Annotated in this window: 23 protein-coding genes and 1 pseudogene; 11 read left to right on the top strand and 13 right to left on the bottom strand. The window is 74.6% G+C overall.

The window, feature by feature from the left end; translation table 11 throughout:
• Nucleotides 1–4: 4 nt before the first annotated feature.
• From LG634_RS06360 to LG634_RS06370, 3 genes are all read left to right on the top strand, one after another.
• A complete protein-coding gene (locus LG634_RS06360; RefSeq protein ID WP_226732637.1) occupies nt 5–2,542 on the top strand; it encodes a SpoIIE family protein phosphatase in 2,538 nt (845 codons plus the stop codon).
• A gap of 138 nt (nt 2,543–2,680) precedes the next feature.
• Entirely contained in the window at nt 2,681–3,073 is a 393-nt protein-coding gene (locus LG634_RS06365; protein WP_226732638.1) for an STAS domain-containing protein, read from the top strand.
• A 103-nt stretch (nt 3,074–3,176) separates the two neighbouring features.
• Nucleotides 3,177–3,656, top strand: coding sequence for an ATP-binding protein (locus LG634_RS06370; protein WP_226732639.1), 480 nt, complete (start codon nt 3,177–3,179; stop codon nt 3,654–3,656).
• A 127-nt stretch (nt 3,657–3,783) separates the two neighbouring features.
• On the opposite strand, the gene LG634_RS06375 is transcribed toward LG634_RS06370, so the two are convergent.
• The 4 genes from LG634_RS06375 to LG634_RS06390 form a co-directional block, all read right to left on the bottom strand.
• Entirely contained in the window at nt 3,784–4,695 is a 912-nt protein-coding gene (locus LG634_RS06375; RefSeq protein ID WP_226732640.1) for a SigB/SigF/SigG family RNA polymerase sigma factor, read from the bottom strand.
• Between the two features lie 107 nt (nt 4,696–4,802).
• Nucleotides 4,803–5,030 (bottom strand): DUF6479 family protein, encoded by a 228-nt coding sequence (locus LG634_RS06380; protein ID WP_226732641.1) that lies wholly within the window; start codon nt 5,028–5,030, stop codon nt 4,803–4,805.
• Between the two features lie 428 nt (nt 5,031–5,458).
• Nucleotides 5,459–5,638 (bottom strand): hypothetical protein, encoded by a 180-nt coding sequence (locus LG634_RS06385; protein WP_226732642.1) that lies wholly within the window; start codon nt 5,636–5,638, stop codon nt 5,459–5,461.
• Nucleotides 5,639–5,710: 72 nt separating this feature from the next.
• Nucleotides 5,711–7,162: a hypothetical protein gene (locus tag LG634_RS06390; protein WP_226732643.1), complete on the bottom strand. Its 1,452-nt coding sequence runs from the start codon at nt 7,160–7,162 to the stop codon at nt 5,711–5,713.
• Between the two features lie 324 nt (nt 7,163–7,486).
• Here LG634_RS06390 and LG634_RS06395 point away from each other — a divergent pair, with 324 nt between their 5' ends.
• Together LG634_RS06395 and LG634_RS06400 are read left to right on the top strand one after the other, a co-directional pair.
• A complete protein-coding gene (locus LG634_RS06395) occupies nt 7,487–7,870 on the top strand; it encodes a peptidase inhibitor family I36 protein (protein ID WP_226732644.1) in 384 nt (127 codons plus the stop codon).
• Between the two features lie 10 nt (nt 7,871–7,880).
• A complete protein-coding gene (locus tag LG634_RS06400) occupies nt 7,881–8,849 on the top strand; it encodes a hypothetical protein (RefSeq protein ID WP_226732645.1) in 969 nt (322 codons plus the stop codon).
• A 145-nt stretch (nt 8,850–8,994) separates the two neighbouring features.
• On the opposite strand, the gene LG634_RS06405 is transcribed toward LG634_RS06400, so the two are convergent.
• Both LG634_RS06405 and LG634_RS06410 read right to left on the bottom strand, forming a co-directional pair.
• Nucleotides 8,995–9,669 carry a response regulator gene (locus tag LG634_RS06405; protein WP_226732646.1) on the bottom strand — a complete coding sequence of 225 codons (675 nt, stop codon included), beginning with the start codon at nt 9,667–9,669 and terminating at the stop codon, nt 8,995–8,997.
• Nucleotides 9,666–10,820 carry a sensor histidine kinase gene (locus LG634_RS06410; protein WP_226732647.1) on the bottom strand — a complete coding sequence of 385 codons (1,155 nt, stop codon included), beginning with the start codon at nt 10,818–10,820 and terminating at the stop codon, nt 9,666–9,668. The genes LG634_RS06405 and LG634_RS06410 overlap by 4 nt, the downstream gene beginning before the upstream one ends.
• A 227-nt stretch (nt 10,821–11,047) precedes the next feature.
• On the opposite strand from LG634_RS06410, the gene LG634_RS37755 reads away from it, so the two are divergent.
• Nucleotides 11,048–11,401: a UBP-type zinc finger domain-containing protein gene (locus LG634_RS37755; RefSeq protein WP_264202784.1), complete on the top strand. Its 354-nt coding sequence runs from the start codon at nt 11,048–11,050 to the stop codon at nt 11,399–11,401.
• Nucleotides 11,402–11,536: 135 nt separating this feature from the next.
• On the opposite strand, the gene LG634_RS06420 is transcribed toward LG634_RS37755, so the two are convergent.
• Nucleotides 11,537–12,031, bottom strand: coding sequence for a MarR family winged helix-turn-helix transcriptional regulator (locus LG634_RS06420; protein ID WP_226732648.1), 495 nt, complete (start codon nt 12,029–12,031; stop codon nt 11,537–11,539).
• Nucleotides 12,032–12,110: 79 nt separating this feature from the next.
• On the opposite strand from LG634_RS06420, the gene LG634_RS06425 reads away from it, so the two are divergent.
• Nucleotides 12,111–14,234 (top strand): MMPL family transporter, encoded by a 2,124-nt coding sequence (locus LG634_RS06425; RefSeq protein WP_226732649.1) that lies wholly within the window; start codon nt 12,111–12,113, stop codon nt 14,232–14,234.
• Between the two features lie 43 nt (nt 14,235–14,277).
• On the opposite strand, the gene LG634_RS06430 is transcribed toward LG634_RS06425, so the two are convergent.
• Genes LG634_RS06430 through LG634_RS06440 form a run of 3 tightly spaced genes read right to left on the bottom strand, consistent with a single transcriptional unit; the run spans nt 14,278 to nt 16,832 of the window.
• Nucleotides 14,278–15,279 carry a PHP domain-containing protein gene (locus LG634_RS06430; RefSeq protein WP_226732650.1) on the bottom strand — a complete coding sequence of 334 codons (1,002 nt, stop codon included), beginning with the start codon at nt 15,277–15,279 and terminating at the stop codon, nt 14,278–14,280.
• Complete coding sequence (locus LG634_RS06435) at nt 15,276–16,169, bottom strand: SDR family oxidoreductase (protein ID WP_226732651.1); 894 nt, start codon at nt 16,167–16,169, stop codon at nt 15,276–15,278. The genes LG634_RS06430 and LG634_RS06435 overlap by 4 nt, the downstream gene beginning before the upstream one ends.
• Nucleotides 16,170–16,202: 33 nt before the next feature.
• A complete protein-coding gene (locus tag LG634_RS06440) occupies nt 16,203–16,832 on the bottom strand; it encodes a flavodoxin family protein (protein ID WP_226732652.1) in 630 nt (209 codons plus the stop codon).
• 157 nt (nt 16,833–16,989) lie between these two features.
• Between LG634_RS06440 and LG634_RS06445 the strand changes: the two genes are divergently transcribed.
• The 4 genes and pseudogenes from LG634_RS06445 to LG634_RS06460 all read left to right on the top strand — a co-directional run bounded on the left by LG634_RS06445 (nt 16,990) and on the right by LG634_RS06460 (nt 20,956).
• Nucleotides 16,990–17,208 (top strand): hypothetical protein, encoded by a 219-nt coding sequence (locus LG634_RS06445; RefSeq protein WP_226732653.1) that lies wholly within the window; start codon nt 16,990–16,992, stop codon nt 17,206–17,208.
• 270 nt (nt 17,209–17,478) lie between these two features.
• Nucleotides 17,479–18,576 carry an adenosine deaminase gene (locus LG634_RS06450; protein ID WP_226732654.1) on the top strand — a complete coding sequence of 366 codons (1,098 nt, stop codon included), beginning with the start codon at nt 17,479–17,481 and terminating at the stop codon, nt 18,574–18,576.
• A gap of 39 nt (nt 18,577–18,615) precedes the next feature.
• Nucleotides 18,616–19,635, top strand: a complete 1,020-nt coding sequence (locus tag LG634_RS06455; RefSeq protein WP_226732655.1) for a Gfo/Idh/MocA family protein — start codon at nt 18,616–18,618, stop codon at nt 19,633–19,635.
• 140 nt (nt 19,636–19,775) lie between these two features.
• Nucleotides 19,776–20,956 (top strand): annotated as a pseudogene (locus LG634_RS06460) (FAD-dependent oxidoreductase).
• Nucleotides 20,957–21,022: 66 nt separating this feature from the next.
• Here LG634_RS06460 and LG634_RS06465 read toward each other — a convergent pair.
• From LG634_RS06465 to LG634_RS06475, 3 genes are all read right to left on the bottom strand, one after another.
• Nucleotides 21,023–22,651 (bottom strand): phospholipase D family protein, encoded by a 1,629-nt coding sequence (locus LG634_RS06465; protein WP_226732656.1) that lies wholly within the window; start codon nt 22,649–22,651, stop codon nt 21,023–21,025.
• Between the two features lie 115 nt (nt 22,652–22,766).
• Nucleotides 22,767–23,258 (bottom strand): MSMEG_6728 family protein, encoded by a 492-nt coding sequence (locus LG634_RS06470; protein WP_226732657.1) that lies wholly within the window; start codon nt 23,256–23,258, stop codon nt 22,767–22,769.
• Nucleotides 23,259–23,302: 44 nt separating this feature from the next.
• Nucleotides 23,303–24,058: a DUF72 domain-containing protein gene (locus LG634_RS06475; protein WP_226732658.1), complete on the bottom strand. Its 756-nt coding sequence runs from the start codon at nt 24,056–24,058 to the stop codon at nt 23,303–23,305.
• Between the last annotated feature and the right edge of the window lie 44 nt (nt 24,059–24,102).

Raw genomic sequence — 24,102 nt, forward strand, 5'->3', positions numbered from 1 at the left:
CGGCATGACGTCACCCGGCCGACAGCGACCGCAGGACCGAGGAGCCGAGCCAGTGCACCCCCACGACCCGCCCGACGGCGTCCGCGCCGACCGGCCCGCCGCCCCCGGCGCCGTCCGGGTCGGACCCCAGCGCGCCGCCGGCACCGGCCGGCCCCACGCGCCCGACCACCCGTCCGACGACGACGGCGGCGCGGCGGTCGGCCGCCTCGCGAGCACCGTCGAGCGGCTGCGGCGCGAACTGGAGAAGGCCCACGCCGACGCCGCCGGCCGTGCCCTCGTCGACCTGGCCTCCGGCGTCCTGGTCGAGCGGCTGCGCTGCGGCCCGACCGAAGCATCGGCCCAGCTGGCGGACCTCGCCGAGCGGGCCGGCGTCCCCGTACTGTCCCTCGCCGCCGACCTCGTCAACCAGGCCGCCGCGGACCGCATCTCGGCCGTCGCCCGCGACTTCGTGGCCGCCTCGGCCGCCGGCCCGGCGGGCGGAGCCGTGGCGGTCCGGCTGCGCAGCGCCGAAGCCGACGCCCTCGCCGGACGGGACACCGAAGCCGTCGCCCGGTCCATGCTGGAACACGCCCTGCGGCCGCTGGGCGCCGCCGCCGTCGCCATCTGGGCGGCCCACCCCGATCGGTCCCTGTCCCTGGCGGGCAGCGCCGGATTCGGCCAGGACGAGGCCCACCGCTGGCGGCACGTACCCCCCGGCGTACCCACTCCGGCCCGCCGGGCCCTCGACGAGCGGGCCACGGTCGCGTACCCGGCGCTCGCCGACGCCGGCCTGCCCTCGATCGGCCAGCAAGAGATCGGCGGCGGCCGCCTCGCCGTCCCCGCGGGCACCGGCGGCCGGCTCACCGGCGTGCTGGAGGTCTGCTGGCCGGAGGAGGCGCCCGAGCAGTCCCAGCCGCTCCAGCGGCAGTTCGAAGCCCTGGCCGAACTGTGCGCCGCGACCCTGGAGACCTGGGCGGGCACCCCCGCCCCCGGCGAGGAGCAGCAGGACGTGTACCTGGAGGGGCTGCGGCCCCTCACGGACGGACTGATGGACCCCTGCCTCGTCCTGCAGACGACGCCGGGCGGCGGCGAGTCCCCGCTCCAGTTCACCATCAGGCACGTCAACCCGGCCTTCGTCGACTTCGCCGGGCGCCCCACCGGCGCCATCGTCGGAGCCAGGCTGCTGGAGGCGTACCCGCTCGCCGCCGAGCCCGGCGGACTGCTGGAGAAGGCCGAACACGTCTTCGTGACCGGCGAACCGTTCCACACCGGCGCCATGACCCTGTCCGCCACCGTCGACGGCGTGCCGCTCAGCACCCAGGCCAAGGTCAGCATCAGCCGGCACGGCACCGGCCTGGTGGTGGTCTGGCGTCTCGACGAGGGCACCCCCAGGGTCGCCCGTCTGCTCCAGCACGCCCAGCGGCTCGGACGGATCGGCGGCTTCGAGGAAAACCTGCGGACCCGCCGGATCGCCTGGAACGACGCCGTCTACGAACTGCACGGCCTGCCCCCCGGCGCCCTGCCGATCCCCCTCGACCAGCTCGGCGAGCACGCCCACCCCGACGACCGCCAGACCATCGGCCGGTTCCTGCGCAACCTCCTGCACCACCAGCGGCCCGCCTCCACGGCCTTCCGGCTGCTGCGCCCCGACGGGGTGGCCCGGCACATCCGTGTGGTGGCCGAGCCCGTCCACGACCCGGACCACCGGCTGACCCTCGTCCGCGGCGCCTACCAGGACATCTCCGCGCAGCACTGGACCGAGGTGGCGCTCGCCGCCACCCGCGACCAGCTCGCGCAGAGCGAGCAGCAGGCGGCCGAACGCAGCCGGCTGGCCCGCCAGTTGCAGCACGCGATCATGCCGCCCGTCCACAGTCCCGTGGGCCTCGACGACCTGCACGTCGCGGTCCGCTACCGGCCCGCGGAGAAGGACCACCTCGTCGGCGGCGACTGGTACGACACCCTCACCCTGCCCTCCGGCGAGATCCTGCTGTGCGTCGGCGACGTGGCGGGGCACGGCATCGAGGCGGCCACCGGCATGGTCGCCCTGCGCAACGCCCTGCGCGGGCTCGCCGCCACGGGGGCCGGCCCGGCCCAGCTCCTGACCTGGCTGAACAGCATCAGCCACCAGCTGACCGAAAGCCTCACCGCCACCGCGGTGTGCGGGCTGTACGACCCCGCGACGCGCCGACTGCGCTGGGCCCGCGCCGGCCACCTGCCGCCGGTCCTGCTGCGCGCCGGACGTGCACAGACCCTTCCCCAGCCGTCCGGGATCCTCCTGGGCGCCCTGGACCACACCGACTACGAGGAGCACACGGTCCAGCTCAGGCCGGGCGACCTGCTGGTGCTCTACACCGACGGCCTCGTCGAGCGCCGCGACCAGTCCCTGCAGGCCTCGCTCACCAACCTGATCTCGCTGGCGGAGCGAGCGGGGGACGGTGGCGGGCCGGCCGGGCTCGAAGCCCACCTCGATCACCTGCTGCGATACAGCCGTGCCGACACCGACGACGACACCTGCCTGGTGGGCGTGTCCGTACGGGAGGGGGAGGGGGAGGCGGACGGGTGAGACGCGAGGGCCCGCACCGGGACGGACCCCGGCTCCGCCGCCGTCCGCTACGCCGCCGCCCGGTACGCCGTACGGGCTTGGCCGCGGGCAGCCGAACTGCGTAAGGTCGAGGGCACTTCTGCGGACGGAAGGACGACAATGCCAGGCGAGAACGAGCAGGAAGCGGGCACGGCGGCCCGGTACCCGCACGAGGCGGCGCTCACGGTGCAGGTCCGGTCGCAGAGGGGCCGGGAAGCGGTCTGCCGGATCGCGGGGGACCTCGACATCGAAACCCTGGCGCCCGCCCAGGAGGCCCTGTCGACCCTGGTCGGGCAGGGCCCGCCGGTCCTGGTGGTCGACCTCGGGCAGGTCGGGTTCTGCGACTCCTCCGGCCTGAACCTGCTGCTCAGGACCCGGGCGGCGGCCATGGCGGCGGGCACCGAGTTCCGGCTGGCTGCGGTCGCGCCGTCGGTGATGCGCGTGCTCGAACTCACCGGTGCGCAGACCGTCTTCGCGCTGTACGAGTCGGTCGACGCCGCTGTCACCGGATGAGGGCCACATGGCCGGCCGAGGGCATCATCCGGACGCAACGGGGCATCTGACCGAAAGCAGCCGCATCGGCGGCGACGAAGCGACACCGAAGGGGTTCCCGCACATGACGACCAGCCCGGGCATCCTGGACGACGGCCGGAGCAAGCCGGGTGCGCCGCCGGCCGGCGGCAGGCGGCGCCGCATGCCCCTGGCCGGGCTGCCGCAACCGGTCTCGCGTGCGCGGGCCTTCACCACCCGCACCCTGGAGGACTGGTGCTGGCCCGCGGCCGACCCCTGGACGACCGGACACGGCGTGGACGACATCGTCCTCGTCGTGGCGGAACTCGTGGCCAACGCCAAGCTGCACGCCGGCGGTCCGCTGGAACTCGTCCTCGACGTCTCCGACACGCGCCTGCGCATCGAAGTCAGCGATCCCGCCCCCGAGCCGCCCGCCCCGCGCCGGCCCCACCTGCCGTCGGTGCCCGGAGGCCACGGGCTCTTCATCGTCCAGCGGACCTCGGACCGGTGGGGGCACGAGCGGCACGCCCAGGGCAAGTCCGTGTGGGCGGAGTTCGACATCGACGGGCGGGCCGGCCTGGAGTAGGGCGGACCGGCCGGCACGCCCGCGCAGCTGCGGGCACGGCAAGGCAGCTGCGGGCACGGCAAGCCCGTCCGGCCCCGGGCCCGGTGCCCCGGCCCGTACGGACTCGGTCGCCCCCGGCGGTCCGCGACTACGCGAGCATGCCCTCACGGAGGCGGGCAAGGGTCCGGGACAGCAGCCGCGAGACCTGCATCTGGGAGATCCCGAGCTCGGCGCCCATCTGCGCCTGGGTCATCTCCTCACCGAAGCGCATGACGAGGATCTGCCGGTCCCGCGCGCCGAGTTCGGCGAGTAACGGGCGCAGGGCGCTGCACTCCTCGAACAGCTCCAGCGCCGGGTCGTCCTCGCCGAGGGTGTCGCTCAGCGCCCGGCGGCCGGGACCCGTGTCCCCGCCGCCCTGCGGGTCGGCCGCGGCCGCGTCGAGCGACTCGGAGGAGTAGCCGTTCGCGGCCACCATGCCTTCCAGCACCTCCTCCTCGGTGAGGCCGAGGTCCGAGGCGAGTTCGGCGACCGTCGGCGTACGGCCGAACAGGTCGGTGAGGGCCTCCTGGCTCTTGGCGAGTTCGGTGCGCAGCTCCTGCAGGCGGCGTGGTACGTGCACCGCCCAACTGGTGTCGCGGAAGTACCGCTTGACCTCCCCGACGATGAACGGAAGGGCGAGCGTGGTGAATTCGACGCCGCGGCCGGGGTCGAAGCGGTCGATGGCCTTGATCAGTCCGATCGTGCCGACCTGCACGATGTCGTCCGGATCGGTCCCGGTCCGGCCGGTGCGCCCGCGGAAGCGCCGTATGGCGTAATGGACGAGAGAGATGTTCATCTCGATGAGCGTGCCGCGGACGTACCGGTACTCGGGGGTGCCCTCCTCCAGCGAGCGGAGCCGGATCAGGAAGACCTTCGACAACTCCCGCGCGTCCGCGGGTGCCAGCTCGCGGGCCGGGACCGACGGCGGCAGGTCCGGCACGCCGGCCCTCGGGGGCGGGACCTGCCTCGCCCCCTGGCCGGACGGGCGTGCGGTGCGGGCAGCGGCGGAAGCGCGAAGCATGACGATGCGTTCCTCTCGGCAGACGCGGGACGACCCTCTGCCCGCGTTTGCCCGGCATTCCCGTCCCTACGCGCGGCGAACCGGTCCTGCCGGTCCCGGTTCGCCGGTCAGGACCGGGGGCTGCCCTGTTCGGGGTCGTCTGCAGGGGTCTGCCAGGAGTCCTGGCGGGGCTGCGGGCTCTGGCGGGGTGAGGCGGACGGCCTGCGGCGACGGGCCAGGCGCCTGCTGCCCCACCAGAATCCCGCGAGCAGCAGAGCCGCGACGGCGACCCCCACGATGATCAGGAAGAGGGGAGCCGTCTCCGTCTCGGTGGCGGCCAGAAGGGTGGAGATCATGGCACCTTCTCTCGGGGACCGGTGATGCCGTGGGTACGGCACGGGCTCGGCTACCCGGGATCGCCCGCGGCATCCCTGCTGCCGGACGAAGGCGTGCGGTGCCGGGGCCGGAGCCGGCGTCGCGGACGGCGTCAGCGGGATGCCGGCCCGCCCCCGCCGTCCCGCCCGCCGGCGTCCGCGGGAGCGGCCGGGTCCGGCCAATCCCGCGCCGCAGGGCATTGGCTGGAGGCGTGCGGGCAAGAGCGCGCCATGCTGTTCACTCTGCTCACCGTGCTCCCGCTCGGCATCGCCATGGTCCTGACCGCCTTCGCCGACCTCAGTCCGCACGGCCGCCACCGCGACCGCCGTTGACGCCTGCCAGCCGGCCGGCCACCCGGAGGCGGCCACGCTCCCGGCCGGACCCTCCTGCGCCGGGCGGACGACGCTTGCTACATGTCCTCGTCGCGCCACCCGTCGTCACGGCTGCGCTGCAGATCTTCCTCGTCCTGACGGCGCCGGACGTCCTCGGTCTTCTCGCCGGGCCGGCGCGAGCGGGACGGGTCCTGCTTGCGGACCTGCTCCTCGCGGCCCTTTCCCGGCTGCTGCTGCTTGTCCTGCATACCGCCCATGATGACTCCTCGCGTTGCGGGAACTGTGCCGCTCCACCGTGCCACGCACTGTGACATTCCGCCTGCCGGAAACTACGGGAGGTGACGATCGGGGACGGCCGACAGCTCGGCGAGCAGCTCGGGCAGCGTCCCCGGATAGTGCCACAGACGCGGCACGAACGCGGCCCACCGTTCGGCGGGGACGCCGCCGGCGCACCAGCGGGCCACGAGGGCGGCCGTCTCCACGTGGAGGGCGGAGCGGCCGCTCCACGGCGCGCGCGAGACGTCGGCCCAGCCGGACTGCTGACCGACCCACGAGGTCAGCAGGCTCGCGGGACGGATCAGTGGCGCGGCCTCCGATGCGGACAGCCGGCCGTGTTCGAGGACCGCGCTCAGGTGGCCCAGGTGGGGTGCGTGCGGGTCCCGGTGCGCGTCGTGGACGACCGCGGTGGTCCGCAGCACGCGGAGGGCCGACTCGGCGGTCCCGCCGAACGGCCCGGTGTCGCCGGGCGGCTGCCACGGGGGCACCCAGTGGCTTTCGGGCTGCCGGTACGGCGGCGGAGCCTCCGGCCCGGGGTCGGGCGGCGGCAGGGGGCGGCCGGGTACGGCGGGCCGGCCGGTCCGGAGGACGACGGCCACCTCGGGCGGGCAGTCCGGGTGCGAGCGCAGCACCTCCGCGGCCGTGCGCGGCAGCCGGTGGCCGAGCCGGGCCGCCGACACCAACCGCCAGTCGATGCGGTACGGCTCCCGGAGGACCGACCGCATCGTGCGCCGCACCTCCGGCGGGGTGGCGCCGGCGCGGTGCACGGCACCCAGCCTGCGCAGCAACGCGCCCGTGCCGAGCCTGAGTTCGGCCGCAGAGTCGAGGTACGGTCCCGGATCGGCCTCGGCGCAGGCAGCCCGGACGCCGGCGTCCACGTCGCAGTCGCCGCAGGCATCGCCGTCGCCACCGCCCGGATCCCCGCCTCCCGGCAGCAGCGCCACCAGTTCCCGTACCCGCGCCGTGCCGCCCGCGGTGCGTACGGTCTCCCAGGCCGCCGCGCGGGCCGTCGGCGGGTGTTCCCCGCGCCGGTCCAGGAGGGCGGCCGCCGCGAGGTCCGGGTCCGCGGAGCAGAGGGCCCGGCGGTGGTGGTCCGGGTGGTAGGCGGCGCCCGCCGCGGCGGCCGCCGGGTCCCGCAGCTGCAAAAGGCACCGCGTCTCGTACGACAGCCGGTGGTTGTCCAGCAGGGCCGCGTCGATCCCGCGGACGCCGAGGCCGGCGAGGGCGCGCTGGGTGTCGGCGCTGCCGGCCGTGCGCGCGAGGGCGGTCTGCAGACGCGTGCCGCCCAGCCGCAGAACCGCCTCCGTGACGGGAGCCGGCGGGTCGAAGCCCATGAAGAACAGGGACGGGTCCACGGCCAGCCAGGCGTCCAGTGCGGCGGGCCGCTGGTGGTACGGGACCAGGACAGCCAGACAGGCGAGATGGAACCGGTTGGTCATCAGCTGGTGCGGGGTCAGCTCCTCGTAGGCGCGCACCCCGGACCGTCCCTCCGGTACCCCGCTCACGGTTCCCACGCCCCCCGCCCGCCCGGCCGCCCCGGCTTCCCGCACCCTACCTCCCGCCCGCGGCCGGACCGTGGGGCGCGGAACCCCCGCCCGTACCCCGCCGTGGAACCACCGGTGTACCGCGCTGGTTGGAGGGGCGCCCGCACTACCGCACGGGTTGACGCCAGGATCAGCTCCCTGCTGGATGGAAAACCTCCGCGGCGTCCCTAGATTTCCCTTCCGTGGACGTCACGGACTCCGTCGATTCCACGGAAAGGGCACCGGCACGCACGGGGGCCGTGCCGGCGTCCTCACCCCAACGTCAGGCGACGACAAGGAGATTCCATGTCCAGGATGCGGCGTTCTCTCACGGCGTTCGCGGTCGGGGCGGCGCTCGGCGCCGGCGCGCTCGCCGTCACCCCGGCCGCGGCGGCCGCACCCCGCGACTGCCCGGACCGGGCCCTGTGCGCCTACTGGCTGAAGGACTACAAGAGCACGCCTGCGCACCCGCGGCAGAAGGTCTTCGAGAACAACCGCGACCTCAGCCGCTACGCCAACTTCAACCACAGCGCCGGCGGCTCGCTGTTCAACAACGGCCGGCGGTGCCACGTGAAGGTGTACAAGGAGAAGAACTACCGCGGCCGCGGCTGGCAGCTCAACCGGGGCACCGGGTGGCGCGAGATCGGTGCCTGGAACCTCCCCCACATCTGGTCCAACAAGTGGTGCTGACGGCGCCCTGATGAAGACACGGCAGACCCGGCACACCCGGCAGACCCGGCGCCCCCGGCACCTCGCGGTCCTCGGGGCCCTGCTCCTCGGAACGGGCGTCGGCGCCGGTGCCGGTCTGGGTGCCGCCGGATTCCCGCCGTCCGCCGCCTCCGGCCCCGAGCGGGCAGCGCCGCTGCCCCGCCCCTTCGGCGGAGTGACCGCGCCCGCCGCGGGACGCGCGGCGGCCGCCCTGCACGCCGAGAACGAGAAGCTGGTCGCCGACTGCATGCGGCGGCGCGGATTCACCTACCGTCCGGAGCCGTCCGGCCCGGGGGCGGAGCGGGCGGAACCGAATCCGTACGGCCTGCTCGGACCGGCCGAAGCGGCGGCCGACGGCTACGGCGTCACCGGCGCCGCACTGTCCGCCGGTGAACTCCCGGACCCCAACCGGGAGCCGGCCGCGGACCCGAAGTGGCACGCCGCCCTGGTCGGTACGGAGGCGCACGAGGAAGGCGTGCGGATGCCCGACGGCAGCGAGTTCCTCCTCCGCTCCGACGCGTGCGCGGTACGGGCCGACCGGACCCAGTACGGGCCGGATCACCTGCGGCTCTCCGCCACGTTCGCCGTCCTGGGAAACCGGGTCGTCGACGAGGTCGAGAAGGACCCGCGCTACCTGCGGGCGCGGGAGCACTGGAGCGCGTGCATGACGGAGGCCGGCCACCCCGCCCGGGAGCTCGCCGACCCCGTCACGGCGATCGGCGAGGCGCTCGACGCGGCGGGCGCGGACCCCGGGCGGGTGCACGCGGTGGCGGGCCGGGAGCTGGAGGTGGCGCGGGCCGACGCGCGCTGCCAGTCGCGCGCGGACCTGGCCGCAGCGGTGGGGGCCGCCCAGGCGGACGCCGAGCAGCGCGTGATCGGCCGGCACGCGGGGGACCTGGCCAGGTTGCGCGACATGAACGCGAGGGCGCTGGCCGCCGCCCTCGCCGCCACCCGCTCGTGACGGGTGCCGGACAGCAGGTGCGGAGCGCCCCGGACCGGGCGGTGGCGTCCCGCTCGGACGTCCCGCTCGGACGTCCCGCTCGGACGTTCCGCCCGGACGTTCCGCCCGGAGTCCCGCTCGGACGCCCGGCGGCGGGACGTCCCGCTCAGACGCCCCGCGCCGGCCGGACCAGCCCGCTTTCGTACGCCGTCACCACCGCCTGCGCCCGGCTGTCGAGGCCGAGCTTGCTCATGGTCCGGTTGAGGTGCGTCTTGACCGTGGCCTCGCTGATGGACAGCCGGCCGGCGATCTCGCAGTTGGACAGTCCCCGCCCGGTGAGCTGGAGGACCTCCCGCTCCCTGGCCGTCAGCGCGCCCAGGTCCGCGGGCGGCTCCGCGGCCGGCGCGGGCTCCGGGTGCGGGGCGTACGCCTCGATCAGACGCCGGGTGACGCTCGGCGCGAACAGGGCGTCGCCGCCGCGCACGGCCGCCACCGCGGTCAGCAGCCGCTCCGGCCCCGAGTCCTTGAGCAGGAAGCCGCTCGCCCCGGCGCGCAGCGCCCCGTACACGTACTCGTCGAGGTCGAACGTGGTCAGGATCAGGATCCGGGGCGGCGGGTCCTCGGCCGCGGCGAGGATCCGGCGGGTCGCCTCGATGCCGCTCATGCCGGGCATGCGGATGTCCATGAGGATCACCTCGGGCCGGGTCCGGGCGGCCAGTTCCACGGCCTCGGCGCCGTCGGCGGCCTCGCCGGCCACCTCGATGCCGGGCGCCGCCCTCAGCAGTCCCACCAGCCCGGCTCTGATCAGGAACTGGTCGTCCACAACGAGCACCCTCGTCATCGTGCGGTGTCGTCCCCCTGCCCGGTGGCCCGTGCGGCGGTCGGCAGGGTCAGGCTCACTGCGAATCCCCCCTCGCGCCGCGGGCCGATGCGGATCGTCCCGCCGTAGAGCTTCGCCCGTTCCCGCATGCCGATCAAGCCGTGCCCGCTCCCGGCGGGCAGGTTGGCCGGAATCGTTCCCCCGCCGTCGTCGGTGATCTCCACCCGCACCTCTCCGCTCCCGAAGGTGACTTCCACGGTGGTGCGGGCACCCGGGGCGTGCTTGAGCACGTTGGTCAGCGCCTCCTGCGTCACGCGGTAGAGGCACAGGCCGACGCCGGGAGCCAGCGGCCGGGGCATGCCGGTGATCCGCAGGTCGACCTCCGCGCCGCCGGCCCGGACGCGGTTCACCATGTCGTCGAGGCGGTCGAGGCCGGGCATCGGCGCCGACGGGGCGGCGTCCGCGTCGTCGGCGCGCAGGAGGGCGAGGATGCGCCGGAGCTCCTCCATCGCCTCCCCGCTCGTGCCGTTGATGGTGCCGAGGGCGGTACGGGCGGTCTCGGTGTCCGAGTCGAGGACGTACCAGGCGAGACTGGACTGCACGGATATCACCGCCATGTGGTGGGCCACCACGTCGTGCAACTCCCTTGCGATCCGCCCGCGTTCGGCCGCCACCTCGCGGCGGGCCCGCTCCTCCTGCTCGGCCCGCAGCCGGCGGGCGAGCTCGGCGGAGCGCCGGGAGAGCCAGCCGAAGCGCCACAGGACGGCGGGGAAGACCAGCGCCTGGCCGGCGACGGAGACCATGTTCGCGTCGGCATGGAGCAGCCCCGCGTACAGCCACACGGCGGCCATCAGGGCCGCGCACCCCCCGGTGGTCCGGGTCCCCCGCGTCGACGCGACGGTGTACAGGGCGAGCATCGGACCGAACGAGCTCACCACGGGCCAGTAGCCGGCCGTCACGTACGCCGTCCAGACGGCGTCGACGAAGAGGCAGACCGCGACGGGGTGCCGCGTGCGCCGGACGAGCGGCAGGTGCAGGGCGGCGACGAGCGCGTACCCGGCGCCGTCCAGCGCCGGCCACCCCTGCGCGGGCGCCTCCTGCGCGAGCATCAGGGCGAGGCCGGCGATGGCCGCGGCGACCAGCGCGTCGGCGAGTGGGGGGCGGATCCGCATCGCCGCAGGGTAACCGGGCCCGCCCGGCCACGCGTCAACCTCGCGCGGTACCGCAGGAGGTTGACCCGACGGCGGTGTCGGCGCCGGAGATCCACGTCCGTCGGGCAGGACGGCAGCAGGCTGGACGGGGTGACCGGTTCCGGCTGAATCCGGGGCGCCGGTGCCGGCCGAACCCAAGGCGACGGACGGCGCGGCCGGACCTCGCGCCCGAGTGCAAGGAGCCTGCGATGACAGACAGCGGTGGCGACTCCCGGAGCCCGCTCGAACGGCCGTCCACCTGGGCGGTGCTGCCCGACGGCGGGCGCCCCGAAGGACGGGCCTGCTCCCACCTGGCGGCACTCTCCGGCCTGCCGGGGCCACCGGCCGCCGTGTGCGCGTCGTGCCGCGCCCGCGGCTGGTCCTGGAGACGGCTGCGGTGGTGCCTCACGTGCGGGCACGTCGGCTGCTGCGACAGCTCGAGGGGCCGGCACGCCCACGCCCACCATGCGCGGACCGGGCACCCGGTCGTGCTCTCCCTGGCCGGCGACGAGCCGTGGGCCTGGTGCTTCGTCGACGAGGTCTTCCTCGTCCGGGCGCGGTGACCGCGACGGCCCGACCCGCCGGCCCCTTTTGGTGCCGGCGGCTGCATCCGTTGCGGCCGGAACGGCGGAAGAGAGGACGGAGATGCGGTGTGGAAGGGGGCCTCAGGCGGAGGCGGCCGGTGAGAGACCGTGCCGTCAGCGTCCGACCTGCATCAGCTGCTGGTTCATCTCGTGCAGGAAGCGGACGACGACGTGGAGTTCGTCGGCTTCGAAGCGGGTCCGTACGGCGTCCGTGGAGCGGGCCAGCGGTCCGAAGTACTCGCGCGCGACCTGCCGTCCGGCCGGTGCGTAGTGCAGGTGCACGACCCGCCGGTCGCCGGCGGCGCGGGAGCGCTGGATGTGGCCCGCCTTCTCGAGCCGGTCGATGCAGGCGGTCACCGCGCCGGAGGTGAGGTTCATACGGGCGCCGAGCCGGCCGGGGGTCATCGGCTCGCCGTCCTCGTCCTGGTCGGCGTCCAGTACGGCGATCAGGGCCTGGACGTCGGTGAGGTGCAGGCCGTGGGAGTGGGCGAACTCCTGGGCGATCCGGTTGAACTCGGCGTTCAGGCGGCGCAGGAGAACGGCGAAGGACTGCAACCCGATCGGGTCCTCGTCAGGAAGCGGGGGCGGAGGTGTGGCGGCGCTGCTCATGACGTCAGTCTATGATCTCTCAATCATCGAGATACTTTCTCGTTGAGTTATTGCGTCGTCGGGTCTTTGGAGGCCGTCCATGAGAAGCACATCCCGCAGGGCCCGGTGGCTGGTGCCGCTGGTGCTGCTGCTGGTCTGGCTGGGGATCGGCGGGACGCTCGGCCCCTACGCCGGAAAGCTCGGCGAGGTCGCGACCAACGACCAGGCCGCGTTCCTGCCGGAGAGCGCCGAGTCCACCCGGGTACTCGAAGCCCGCAAGGCCTTCGAACGTGCCGAATCGGTACCCGCGATCGTCGTGTGGCAGACGGCCGGCACCAGCCGCGTCAGCGAGTCGCAGCAACGGGAGGCGACGCGGGCCGTGGCCGGCCTGGCGGGGCAGGACGGCATCGCCGGACAGCCCTCTCCCGCGCTGCTCTCCGAAGACGGCCGGGCGCTGCAAGCCGTCGTTCCCCTCGCACCGGACCTCGGCGACGAGCTGCCCGCGGTCCTCGCGGAGGTGCGCGCTGCCGTCGGCGCAGTGCCGGGCCTGACCTCCGGGATCGCCGGACCGGCAGCCACCCAGGCGGACCTGTCGGACGCGTTCGCCGGCATCGACGGTCTGCTCCTCGGCGTCGCCCTCGGAGCCGTCCTGCTGATCCTGCTGCTGGTCTACCGGAGCCTGCTGCTGCCCCTGGTGATCATCATCAGCGCGGTCTTCGCCCTCGGCCTGGCCTGCGCCGTGGTGTACGCGCTCGCCGACCGCGGGATCGTGCGCGTGGACGGACAGGTCCAGGGCATCCTGTCCATCCTGGTCATCGGGGCGGCCACGGACTACGCGCTGCTGCTCGCCGCACGCTTCCGGGAGGAACTCGCCGCCCGGGACGACCGGATGGCCGCCGCCGTCGCGTCCGTGCGCCGGTCGGCCGGTGCGATCACCGCCAGCGCCGCGACCGTCGCCCTGGGCCTGCTCGCGCTGCTGGCGAGCGACCTGACGAACAACCGGGCGCTGGGCCCGGTGGGCGCCATCGGCATCGTCTGCGCGGTGCTGAGCACCCTGACCTTCCTGCCCGCCGTACTCGTCCTGCTCGGCCGTACCTCGTTCTGGCCCGCGACACCCAGGCCGGCGGACGCCACGACCGACGGCCACCGCATCTGGCGCCGGATCGCGGCCGTGATCGACGCCGCCCCGCGCCGGGTGTGGGTGGTGACGGCGGCCCTGATGCTCGCGCTGGCCGCCTTCGCGCCCACGCTGTCCTCCAAGGGGGTGCCTCTGGACGAGATCTTCGTCAACGACGCCCCGTCGGTCGCGGCCCAGCGCACCCTCAGCGAGCACTTCCCGGCCGGCTCCGGCCAGCCCGCCGTGATCCTCGCCAATGAGGGGAAGGCCGCCGAGGTCGCCGCAGCCGCCCGGGCCACCGAGGGCGTCGCCTCGGCCACCCCCCTCTCGGCCCCGGGCCGCCCGGACGCGAAGACCCCTCTGGTCGTCGACGGCCGCGTCCGCATCGACGCCACCCTGGAGGCGGCCGCCGACAGCCGGGCCGCGCAGCGGGCGGTCGCGGAACTCCGCGCCCGCGTGCACGCCGTCGCCGGAGCCGACGCCGTCGTCGGCGGCTACACCGCCCAGCGGTACGACACCGAGCGGACCGCGGCCCGCGACCGCACGGTCATCGTCCCGGTCGTCCTCGCCATCATCCTGCTCATCCTGGTCCTGCTCCTGCGCTCCCTGCTCGTACCGGTCCTCCTGGTGGCGACGGTCGCCCTGAACTTCCTGGCCACCCTGGGCGTCTCCGCCCTCGTCTTCCGGCACCTGCTCGGCTTCAGCGGCACGGACGCCTCCGTCCCCCTGTACGGATTCGTGTTCCTCGTCGCCCTCGGCGTGGACTACAACATCTTCCTCATGTCGCGCGTACGGGAGGAGAGCCTCGTCCACGGCGTCCGCGAGGGCGTCCTGCGCGGCCTGACCACCACCGGCGGTGTCATCACCTCGGCCGGCGTGGTCCTCGCCGCCACCTTCGCCGCCCTGATGGTCATCCCGCTCGCCTTCCTCGTCCAGATCGCCTTCATCGTCGCCTTCGGCGTCCTCCTGGACACCCTCGTCGTCCGTTCCCTGCTCGTGCCCGCCCTGGTCATCGACATCGGCCCCCGTGCCTGGTGGCCCGGCGCCCTGTCCCGCCCGCACCCCGTGTCCCCTCCCGGCCCCGAACGGGAGGCGGCCACCCGCTGAAGACGGCCGGTCTGCGGATCCGGGCGCTGCCGTGGCGGGCGGTTCACCGCCGGACGTTCCTGCTCTCCAGCAGCCGTCCGAGCGGCCAGGTCGTGATCAGGCGGTCCGCTCCCAGACCTGCCCGTGCCGCGCGGGCGTATCCCGTGCTCTGCCAGTGCAGCTGCCCGGGGGCGTGCGCGTCGGTGTCCACGGCGAAGCGGCAGCCCGCGGCGGCGGCCTGCGCGAGCAGGTCGTCCGGCGGGTCCCGCCGCTCGGGCCGGCAGTTGATCTCCACCGCGGTGCCGGCCTCCGCGCACGCCGCGAACACGGCCCCGGCGTCGAAGCGGGACTGCGGGCGCCCCCGGCCGGTGATGAGCCGGCCCGTGCAGTGCCCGAGGACGTCGACGCGCGGGTTGCGTACCGCAGCCAGCAGGCGGGCGGTCATCGGTCCGGGCTCCGAGCGGAGCTTGGAGTGGACGGACGCCACGACGATGTCGAGCCGTCCGAGCAGCTCTTCGTCCTGGTCGAGGGAGCCGTCCTCGAGGATGTCGCACTCGATGCCGGTCAGCAGCCGGAACCCCGGGCCCATGGTGGAGTTCACTTCCGCCACGGCCTCCAGCTGGCTCCTGAGCCGGTCCGGGCTGAGTCCGTGGGCGATCGTGAGCCGCGGCGAGTGATCCGTCAGAACGGCCCACCGGTGGCCCAGGGCGCGGGCGGCGGCGGCCATGTCCTCGATCGGGCTGCCGCCGTCCGACCAGTCGGAGTGCAGATGGCAGTCACCGGTACTCGCCGCCGCGAGGTCCCAGCCCGCCCGGGCCCCGGCGCCTGCTTCGGCCTGCAGGCGGGCGAGGTAGCGCGGTACGGCGCCGGCCGACGCCTGGGCGATCACCTGGGCGGTGACCGGGCCCACCCCGCGCAGCTGCGCGGCCTGCGCGGCGTCCACCGGGCCCGGCGGAAGGCCGCGGACGGCGTCGGCCGCCGTGTGGAAGGCCCGCACCCGGTAGGGGGAAGCCCCGCGCCATTCGAGGAGGAAGGCGATCCGGCGCAGGGCCTCGTCCGGGGTCATGGCAGCGGGGTTCCGCCGGTGGCGTTGACGATCTCGCCGGTGATGTAGGAGGCCCGGTCGGAAGCGAGGAAGACGAAGGCGGGTGCCATCTCGGCCGGCTGCGCGGGCCGGCCCAGTGGTGACTGCTCGCCGAAGTCCGTCGGGTCGGGCATCGTTGCGGGGATCAGCGGGGTCCAGACCGGTCCCGGCGCGACGGCGTTGGCCCGGATGCCGCGCTTGGCGAGCATCCGGGCCAGGCTGTGGGTGAAGGAGATGATCGCGGACTTGGTCATGGCGTAGTCGAGCAGGTGCGGGCTGGGCCGGTAGCCCTGCACGGACGAGGTGTTGATCACGGAGGCGCCGCGGGGCATGTGGGCCAGGGCGGCCTTGGTGAGCCAGAACATCCCGTACAGGTTGGTCTTCATCACCCGGTCGAACTGCTCGGTGGTGATCGCCTCGATCCCTTCCGGCTGGGACATCTGGTAGGCGGCGTTGTTGACGAGCAGGTCGATGCCGCCCAGCTCGTTCACGGTCCGGTCGACGAGGTCCGTGCACGCGCGCTCGTTGCGGATGTCGCAGGAAACGGCCACCGCCGTGCGGTCGGCCGCGCGGATCAGGCGGGTGGTCTCCTCGGCTTCCCCGGCCTCCTCGGGCAGGTGGGTGAAGACGACGTCGGCCCCCTCCCGGGCGAAGGCCAGGCAGACGGCCCGGCCGATCCCGGAGTCCCCTCCGGTGACCAGCGCCTTGCGGCCCGTCAGCAGGCCGTGGCCCCGGTAGGTGTCCTCGCCGTGGTCGGGGCGCGGATCCATGGCTTCGGTCGAGCCGGGATGGTCCTGGTCCTGCTCGGGAAACGGGGGACGCGGGTGGCGCGATACGGGATCGGTGAGGCGGGTTTGGTCGTGTGAGGGCATCGCGGACTCCTTCCGGCGAAGGTCGGGCGGGGGTCAGGCAGTGGGCGGGTAGGCGGCGGCCTCGAGGCGGCGCGCGAGGTGGGCGGTGTTCGCGGCCAGGGTCCTGGTGGTCGCTGCGGTCTTCTCGGGCGTCTCGTCGAGGTCCTGGTAGTCGGTGCGCTGCATGGCCTCGCCGACCCAGTAGGTGACCGCGTTCGGGGCAAGGGAGAAGCCGACGCCGTTCAGGCCCTGGAAGAGTTCGGCACTCACGTGGTGGGCGCCGTCCTCGTTGCCGACGACGCACACGGCCGCGGCCTTGCCGTAGGTGAGCATCCGGCCCTCGTCGTCGCTCTCGCCGAGTTCGGCGTCCAGGCGTTCCAGGACGCGCTGGGCGACGCTGGAAGGGTGTCCGAGCCAGACCGGCGTGGACAGGACCAGGATGTCGCAGCGCAGGAGCGTGTCCCGGATCCCGGGCCAGGTGTCCCCGTCTCCCATGTCGACCCCGACGCCGGCCTTGACGTCGTGGTCGACGATCCGGATCACCTTTCCGGTGACGCCGTGATCGGCCAGGGCCGCCATGGTCTGCTCCGCCATGAGCTGGGAACCCGACGGTTTCGGGGAGGGCGCGAGCGTGCAGACCAGCGCGAGGGCGCGCAGCGGCGTGGTGTCGGTCGTGGGGTCCATGGGGCGCGGCTACCCCGGACCGCCGATGCGTACCCCACCTTCCCGGCCGACCGGGCCCAACCGGCCCACTCCGCAGCTCGCGGTCCGCCCCGCCCCGCCCCCGACCGGGCCGGTCCGTCCGGGTGCGCATGGTCCGGGGACGGGCAAGGGTGGGGGGATGACCGCACGGCTGGTGATCCATCCTCCGGACGAGAACGGGTGGCGGCGGGTCCGCTACGACGGCGTCGCGATCGGTGTCGCGTACAAGCCGTCCGACGTCGTCGCGTTCCTGGAAGCCGCGGGGATGCAGGACCCGGAGACCTTCGACCTGACGGACCCGGCGCTCGTGGAGTGGCGGGGCGGCGGCCCGGAGACGTGGGCGGAGTCTCCGCCGTGAGCGGCCCCTGACGTCCGCGTGCCGCAAGCGCACGGGCGCGCCGCCGAGGGGGCGCCTGCGAGGGTCCGACGCACGGTCGGCCGTACGGCGGGACCCCGGCCGCCGCCGGTCCCGGCCGTCCGTCCCCGGGGCGCGCGGCGCCGGGCGGGGTCTTCTTGCCGCCGTCTAGTAATACGTATAACCTCGCCGCAGCGGTCCCGACCGGGCCGCGTGCCACCCTGCGGTCGCCCGCTCGGCCGCAACCCTTACTTCCTGCCGGAGAACCAGCCCGTGACCACCAGCACGCCCCTGCGCACGTCGCCGTCGTCGCCCCTCACCGACGAAACGATCCGCCGCCTGCCGAAGGTCGTGCTGCACGACCACCTCGACGGCGCCCCGCGTCCCGCCACGCTGGTGGAACTCGCCGCCTCCGTCGGCCACCGCCTGCCCGCGGACACCCCCGAGCAGCTCGCCGACTGGTACGTCGCCGCCGCCGGATCCGGCGACCTCGTGCGCTACATCGGCACCTTCGAGCACACGCTGGCCGTCATGCAGCACCGCGAAGGACTGCTGCGCATCGCCGAGGAGTACGTGCTCGACCTCGCCGCGGACGGCGTCGTCTACGCCGAGGTCCGCTACGCGCCCGAGCTGATGCTGGGCGGCGGCCTGTCCCTCGACGAGGTCGTCGGGACCGTCCAGGAAGGCCTGGCCAACGGCATGGCCAAGGCCGCCGCGGCCGGCACCCCCGTACGCGTCGGCACGCTGCTGTGCGGCATGCGCATGTTCAGCCGTACCCGCGAGATCGCCGGCCTCACCGTGGCCCACCGCGACGCCGGCGTCGTCGGCTTCGACATCGCCGGCGCCGAGGACGGCTTCCCGCCCGCCGACCACCTGGCCGCCTTCGAGTTCCTGCGCGCCTCCGCCATGCCGTTCACCATCCACGCCGGCGAAGCACACGGCCTGCCCAGCATCCACCAGGCCCTCCAGGTGTGCGGCGCCCAGCGCATCGGCCACGGCGTGCGCATCACCGACGACATCGTCGACGGCCGCCCCGGCCCGCTCGCGGCCTGGATCCGCGACCGCCGCATCCCCCTGGAGATGTGCCCCACCTCCAACCTCCAGACCGGCGCCGCCACGACCATCGCCGACCACCCCATCACGCTGCTGCGCGACCTCGGCTTCCGCGTCACGCTCAACACCGACAACCGCCTCGTCTCGGGCACCACCATGACCCGCGAGATGTCCCTGCTGGTCAACGAGGCGGGCTGGCACGCGGACGACCTCAAGACCGTCACCGTCAACGCGGCCAAGAGCGCCTTCCTGCCGCACGACGAGCGCACCGCCCTGATCCGCGACGTCATCCTCCCCGGCTACGCGGCCGCCCTCTGAACCCGGCCGCGGCCACCCCCCCCCACCAGGAGCACATCCATGACCCCGCCCGTCAAAGCCGTCCCGGAGCTGCGCCTCGGCTTCATCGGCCACGGCCGGCACGCGCGCGCCAACCTGTACCCGTCGCTCGCCCTGGCCGGCGCCCGCCTCGCCTGCATCGCCACGCGCGACGAGCAGGCGGCGCGGGCCGCGGCGAACGCCCACGGAGCCGGCAGCGGCTACGGCGACCACCGGCAGATGCTGGCGCAGGAAGCCCTCGACGCCGTCTTCGTCAGCGTCGCCCCCGAAGACCAGGCCGGCATCGCCGAGGACTGCCTGAAGGCCGGCGCCCACGTCTTCGTAGAGAAACCGCTCGGACTCGACGAAGCCGACGCACGGCGGGTGGCCGCGACGGCGCAGCGGTACGGCCGCCAGGTGATGGTCGGGTTCATGAAGCGCCACGCCCCGGCCTACCGCAAGCTGGCGGAGGTCATCGCCGACTCCCGGAACTTCGGCCGGGTGCTGTCCTTCAACGGCTTCTTCGCCTTCAGCCCGTGGACGGACACCCTGCGCGACGACACCTACCTGAAGTTCGGTGCCGTCCACATCATCGACCTCGTACGACACCTCTTCGGCGAGGTCACCGAGGCCACCGGGTTCCGCAACTCCCGGGACGCGGACATCAGCATGGCGCTGGCGCTGCGCTTCGACAGCGGGGCCGTCGGCAACCTGACCCTCGCGGCGGCCCCCTCCTGGAGCCGTGAGCAGGAGGAGCTGACCGTCACGGGGCAGCACGGATTCGTCCGCACCGAGAACCTCACCACGGTGGCGCACCACCACGCGCGACCGTCCGGCCCCGCCGAGCCGTGGCAGGGCCTGCACGAGGACACCGTCGTCCTGAAGTCCGCGAACTCCCCGGCCTCGGGCGGGCACCAGGACCTCTACCTGCGCGGGTTCGCCGGCGAGGTCGCGCACTTCCTCGACGCGGTCCGCCACGGCGAAGCGCCCGTCGGCTCCGCCGCCGACAACGTCGCCACCATGGCCCTGTGCGACACGATCCTCCGCCTGCCGCACCACTGACGGCGGGCAGACGCCGGTTCCCGGGAGGAAGCCGGAACGGATCCGGGCTGCGGCGCGTCCGGCGCCGCCGCCCGGCTGTCCGCACGTAGCCTGGCGGCGGCCGCTCCCCACCCGGTCGGGCAAGGATTGCGAGGGCACGCATGGGCAAGACGCCAGGCGACGGGCACGACGTGGCGGTCATCGGCGCGGGAGCCGCCGGGCTGGCCTGCGCATCCGACCTCGTCAGGGCCGGTCTGAGGGTGCGCCTGGTGGAGGCGGAGGACTCGGTGGGCGGCCGCATCCGCACCGACCGGGTCGCGGGCTTCACCACCGACCGCGGCTTCCAGGTCTTCAACACCTCCTATCCGCAGGTCAGGCGCCGCCTCGACCTGCGCGGCCTGTTCCTGCGGCCGTTCACCCCGGGGGTCCTGGTCCACACCGACAGGGGGAGGCTCCGCCTCACCGACCCCACGCGGCGCCCGCGCGACGGCATCGCGCTGCTCGGGAGCGGGTGGGTCAAGCCGCGCGATCTGCTGGCGTTCGGCGCGCTGTCGGGACGCGCCGTCCTCGCACCCGCCTCCCGGGTCCGGGCCCGGCCCGACGGCACCACCCGCACCGCCCTGGCCGACGCCGGGTTCTCCGAGGACTTCGTCGAGACGTTCTTCCGGCCCTTCCTCTCCGGGGTCTTCCTGGAGGACTCGCTGGAGACCTCGGCCCGCTTCTTCCACCTGGTCTGGCGCAGCATGCTGCGCGGCACCCTCTGCCTGCCCCGCGACGGCATCGGCGCCGTGCCGGAGCAGCTCGCCGCCGGGCTGCCCCCGGGAGTGCTCCGTACGTCGTCGCCACCGGCGCGGGCGCCGCCGCGCGCCTCCTGCCCGGCCTCGCACCGCCCGCGGGCCGGACCGTCACGACGCTCTACCACGCCGTCGACCGCTCGCCCCTGCCCGAGCCCACCCTGCTGGTCGACGCCCGCCGCAGGTTCCTGAACACATGCGTCCTCACCGAGGTCCAGCCCGGCTACTCCACCGACGGCAGGGCCCTGGTGTCGACCTCCGTGCTCGGCACGCCCGGCCCGGTGGAGGAGGCCGTCGTGCTCACCGCCCTCGCCGAGGCCTACGGCACGGGCACCGGAACCTGGGAACCGGTGCACCGCGTGACGGTGCGGAACGCCCTGCCCGCCATGACCCCGCCCCTGCGCCTGAGCCGCACCACCCGCTTCTCCGCGGGCCGCTACGTATGCGGCGACCACCGGGCAACGGGTTCGCTGCAGGGCGCACTGGCGTCGGGAGCCCGCGCGGCCCGCGAGGTGATCGCCGACCTCGCAGCCACCGCGACGCACTGACGGGACGAGCGCCCTGCGCCGGGTCCGCAACGCCCGGCGGGACCCGCGTGCCGCCCCGGCCGGGGTTCAGAACGCGTTGCGCCGGCGCAGCCGGAGCGGGCGGCCGTCCGGGTCCACCAGGAGCCGGTACACGGGCATGGCCAGCGTCCGCACCGGTGCGGACATCTCCGGCGGGTGGTACGCCCGCAGCCGCCCCGGCGGCCGCGGCCCGCGCCGGCCGCCCTCGTGCCAGGCGTCCAGCGCGGCCGCACACTGCGCGAACGCGTCGAACGCCGCCACCGGATCGCACAGGTCCTCCGGCGCGAACGGCGAACCCGGCAGCCCCGCGTCCAGGTGCTCGCAGGACAGCCCGAGCCGCAGTTCCCGGGCGAACCGGCGGGCACCGTCGCCCAGTCCGCCCGGATCGCGCGGCTCCCGCGCGTCGGCGGCTTCGTCCAGCACGGCGCAGTTCAGCTCCGAATCGTGCGTCCACGAGCGGAGGTTGATGTTGTCGGAGCCCACGGTCGCCCACACGTCGTCGATCACGCACACCTTGGCGTGCACGTAGACCGGCGTACCGGCACGGTTCTCCACCGCGTACACCGCCACCCGGTCCCCGCCCGCCCGGCGCAGCCGCTCCAGCGCCGTGACCCGCCCCACCAGGTTCATGGGCAGCATCAGTCGGCCGTCCTGGTCGGGGTGGAAGGGGATGACGGCGATCAGGCGGAGGTCCGCGTGCTCGTGCAGGGCCCGGGCGAAGGACTCCACCACGTTCGGGGACCACAGGTACTGGTCCTCCAGGTAGATCAGCGCCCGTGCCCGGCGCAGCGCCTTGAGGTAGCTGCGGGCGATGCTGCGCTCGCCGTCGGGCGCGAAGGGGTAGCCGCGCAGCAGCCGGTTGGGGTACGTGCGGAGCACCTGCACGGTGTGGGTGCCGCACGGCGGCGGATCGGGCAGCTGCGGCGGGATCGGGTCCGCCTCGGTGTCCTCGTGGTGCACGAGTTCGCGCAGCCGGACCAGCGGGCTGCGGCTCAGCGGCGACGGGTCCTCCCAGCGCTCCCGGAAGACCGCCTCGACGTCCCCCACGGCGGGACCGCGCACGGCCAGCTGCACGTCGTGCCACGCCGGCCGCGGCCCGTACGCGGACGCGAAGGGCAGCGTCTGCGGGTCGCCGCGGTGGGAGGCGTCGTCCCTGCGGCCGTGGCACAGGTCGATGCCGCCGACGTACGCGACGTCGCACTCGGGGCGCCCCGGGTGGCGCAGCACGACGAGCTTCTGGTGGTGCGATCCGCCGGGGCGCACCCGCATGTCGAGCAGGCACTCGGCACCGGCCTCCTCCAGCTGCTCCACGAGACGGCGGTTCTCCCGCTCGCTGAACCGGAAGCCATCGAGGTGGGAGCGCCAGAGGAGCCCTTTCACCACCACCCCGCGGCCGGCCGCCCCGCCGAAGACCCGGCCGACTTCGGTCCCCGGCCCGTCCAGCCGCTCGTCCGGATCCCCGCGCCAGTCGGTGAACATCAGCAGGTCCCCGGCGCGCTGCGCGCGCACCGCCCGCAGCAGCTCGGTGAAGTACGCCGCCCCGTGCACCAGCGGCCGGACGTCGTTGCCCCCGGTCCAAGCCGCACCGCCCGGGTGGCGCCGCCGGAGCCGGGTCGCGTCGTTCCCCCGTTCACCGGCAGTGAGCATCCAGTCGCTGTTCTCCACGGTGTTCTCCATGGTCCGGGCCTCCGTGCGGCGGCTACCCGCCGAGCCCGGCCCCGACACACACCTCCCGGACGAGCCGTGCCGGGGCGCGCCGGTGCGCCGCGTCGACGCCGCTGCCGTGCCGCCGTCACCCGTTGGGCGGCGCCTCCGGATCGCGGTCGGATGAGGGCCAGACGTACGGCAGGTCCCCGGGTACGCCGGGGAAGCGGGGCCGGTAGAAGTCCGGGTCCTTGCGCACCAGCGCCGACTGGTGGCTGCGGTGGAACTCCGGGAGGCCCAGCCACGGCGGCAACGCCTCCGCGCCGGCCAGTTCCTCCTGTGTGCGCACCGCCCCGGTGCCGTCCGCGCGCCAGGACCGGTAGTCCGCCACCAGGGAGGCGGCGCAGGTGTCCGCGCGTCCGGCGTCCGTCCACACCCGGCAGACCTCCAGCCCGTACCGCACGAGCGCCTCCTCGTACCCCGTCCACATGCGAACCGCCGGATGCCGGCGCCATCCGTAGCCCGGAACGGTCAGGCCGCGCAGCACCTGCAGGGCCTCCACCCGCTGCTTGCCCAGCCGCCGCCCGTCCAGCACGGCCGCCGACGCTTGGAACGACGGCAGCGGCAGGAACGTCTGCACCGTCCGGTCACCTCCGATCCGCCGCCCTGCGGTCGTCGTCGTGCTCAGGCCCCTCGGGTGTCATGGCCCGTCACCCGGCCGGCGGCCAGCCGGCCGAAGGCGCGGGCGTCGGCCACCGCCGCTCCTCCGGGGTCGTTGTTGAAGTACGCGTACACGTCCGCGTCCTCGGGCCAGGTGTCCGCGATACGGCCGGCCCAGCTGCGCAGCGCCGTGCGGCCGTACCGGGGCGCGTCGCGGGCCCGGCCCTCATGGAAGCGCACGTACGCCCAGTCGGCCGTACGCCACAGCGGTGTCACCGGACGGGAGCCCCGGTCGGCCCAGCACAGGGCCGCGCCCCGGTCTTCGAGCACCGAGCGGACGGCGGCCGTCCACCACGAGTCGTGGCGCGGTTCGACGGCCAAGCGCGTCCCGGCGGGGAAGCAGGCGAGGCAGGCGTCGAGTGCGGCCGGGTCGGCCCGCAGGGTCGGCGGCAGCTGGAGGAGGACCGGCCCGAGCCGGTCGCCCAGCCCGGCGGCGTGAGCCATCAGCCGCCGCACCGGCTCCGCCGGTTCGCGCAGCCGCTTCACGTGGGTCAGGAAGCGGCTCGCCTTGACCGCCATCACGAAGCCGGGCGGGGTGCGGGCGCGCCACTGGGCGAAGGTCCCGGGCGCGGGCAGCCGGTAGAAGGCGTTGTTCAGCTCCACGGTGGCGAAGTGGCGGGCGTACTCCTCCAGCCACAGCCGCTGCGGCCGGTCCGGCGGGTAGAAGACGCCGGACCAGTCGCGGTACTGCCATCCGGACGTGCCGACGAGGAGGGCCACGCCCTGCTCCTGCCCCGCCTCCTCGCCGGCATCCCCGCGGTCTG

It is taken from the genome of Streptomyces bambusae, from assembly GCF_020532645.1.
GTDB classification, from domain to species: Bacteria; Actinomycetota; Actinomycetes; order Streptomycetales; family Streptomycetaceae; genus Streptomyces; species Streptomyces bambusae.

What these genes read in the sequence shown, in the direction of transcription:
- LG634_RS06360 (WP_226732637.1), top strand. Translation starts at nt 5, where the DNA reads ATGACGTCACCCGGCCGACAGCGACCGCAGGACCGAGGAGCCGAGCCA.
- LG634_RS06365 (WP_226732638.1), top strand. Translation starts at nt 2,681, where the DNA reads ATGCCAGGCGAGAACGAGCAGGAAGCGGGCACGGCGGCCCGGTACCCG.
- LG634_RS06370 (WP_226732639.1), top strand. Translation starts at nt 3,177, where the DNA reads ATGACGACCAGCCCGGGCATCCTGGACGACGGCCGGAGCAAGCCGGGT.
- LG634_RS06375 (WP_226732640.1), bottom strand. Translation starts at nt 4,695, where the DNA reads ATGCTTCGCGCTTCCGCCGCTGCCCGCACCGCACGCCCGTCCGGCCAG.
- LG634_RS06380 (WP_226732641.1), bottom strand. Translation starts at nt 5,030, where the DNA reads ATGATCTCCACCCTTCTGGCCGCCACCGAGACGGAGACGGCTCCCCTC.
- LG634_RS06385 (WP_226732642.1), bottom strand. Translation starts at nt 5,638, where the DNA reads ATGGGCGGTATGCAGGACAAGCAGCAGCAGCCGGGAAAGGGCCGCGAG.
- LG634_RS06395 (WP_226732644.1), top strand. Translation starts at nt 7,487, where the DNA reads ATGTCCAGGATGCGGCGTTCTCTCACGGCGTTCGCGGTCGGGGCGGCG.
- LG634_RS06400 (WP_226732645.1), top strand. Translation starts at nt 7,881, where the DNA reads ATGAAGACACGGCAGACCCGGCACACCCGGCAGACCCGGCGCCCCCGG.
- LG634_RS06405 (WP_226732646.1), bottom strand. Translation starts at nt 9,669, where the DNA reads ATGACGAGGGTGCTCGTTGTGGACGACCAGTTCCTGATCAGAGCCGGG.
- LG634_RS06410 (WP_226732647.1), bottom strand. Translation starts at nt 10,820, where the DNA reads ATGCGGATCCGCCCCCCACTCGCCGACGCGCTGGTCGCCGCGGCCATC.
- LG634_RS37755 (WP_264202784.1), top strand. Translation starts at nt 11,048, where the DNA reads ATGACAGACAGCGGTGGCGACTCCCGGAGCCCGCTCGAACGGCCGTCC.
- LG634_RS06420 (WP_226732648.1), bottom strand. Translation starts at nt 12,031, where the DNA reads ATGAGCAGCGCCGCCACACCTCCGCCCCCGCTTCCTGACGAGGACCCG.
- LG634_RS06425 (WP_226732649.1), top strand. Translation starts at nt 12,111, where the DNA reads ATGAGAAGCACATCCCGCAGGGCCCGGTGGCTGGTGCCGCTGGTGCTG.
- LG634_RS06430 (WP_226732650.1), bottom strand. Translation starts at nt 15,279, where the DNA reads ATGACCCCGGACGAGGCCCTGCGCCGGATCGCCTTCCTCCTCGAATGG.
- LG634_RS06435 (WP_226732651.1), bottom strand. Translation starts at nt 16,169, where the DNA reads ATGCCCTCACACGACCAAACCCGCCTCACCGATCCCGTATCGCGCCAC.
- LG634_RS06440 (WP_226732652.1), bottom strand. Translation starts at nt 16,832, where the DNA reads ATGGACCCCACGACCGACACCACGCCGCTGCGCGCCCTCGCGCTGGTC.
- LG634_RS06445 (WP_226732653.1), top strand. Translation starts at nt 16,990, where the DNA reads ATGACCGCACGGCTGGTGATCCATCCTCCGGACGAGAACGGGTGGCGG.
- LG634_RS06455 (WP_226732655.1), top strand. Translation starts at nt 18,616, where the DNA reads ATGACCCCGCCCGTCAAAGCCGTCCCGGAGCTGCGCCTCGGCTTCATC.
- LG634_RS06465 (WP_226732656.1), bottom strand. Translation starts at nt 22,651, where the DNA reads ATGGAGAACACCGTGGAGAACAGCGACTGGATGCTCACTGCCGGTGAA.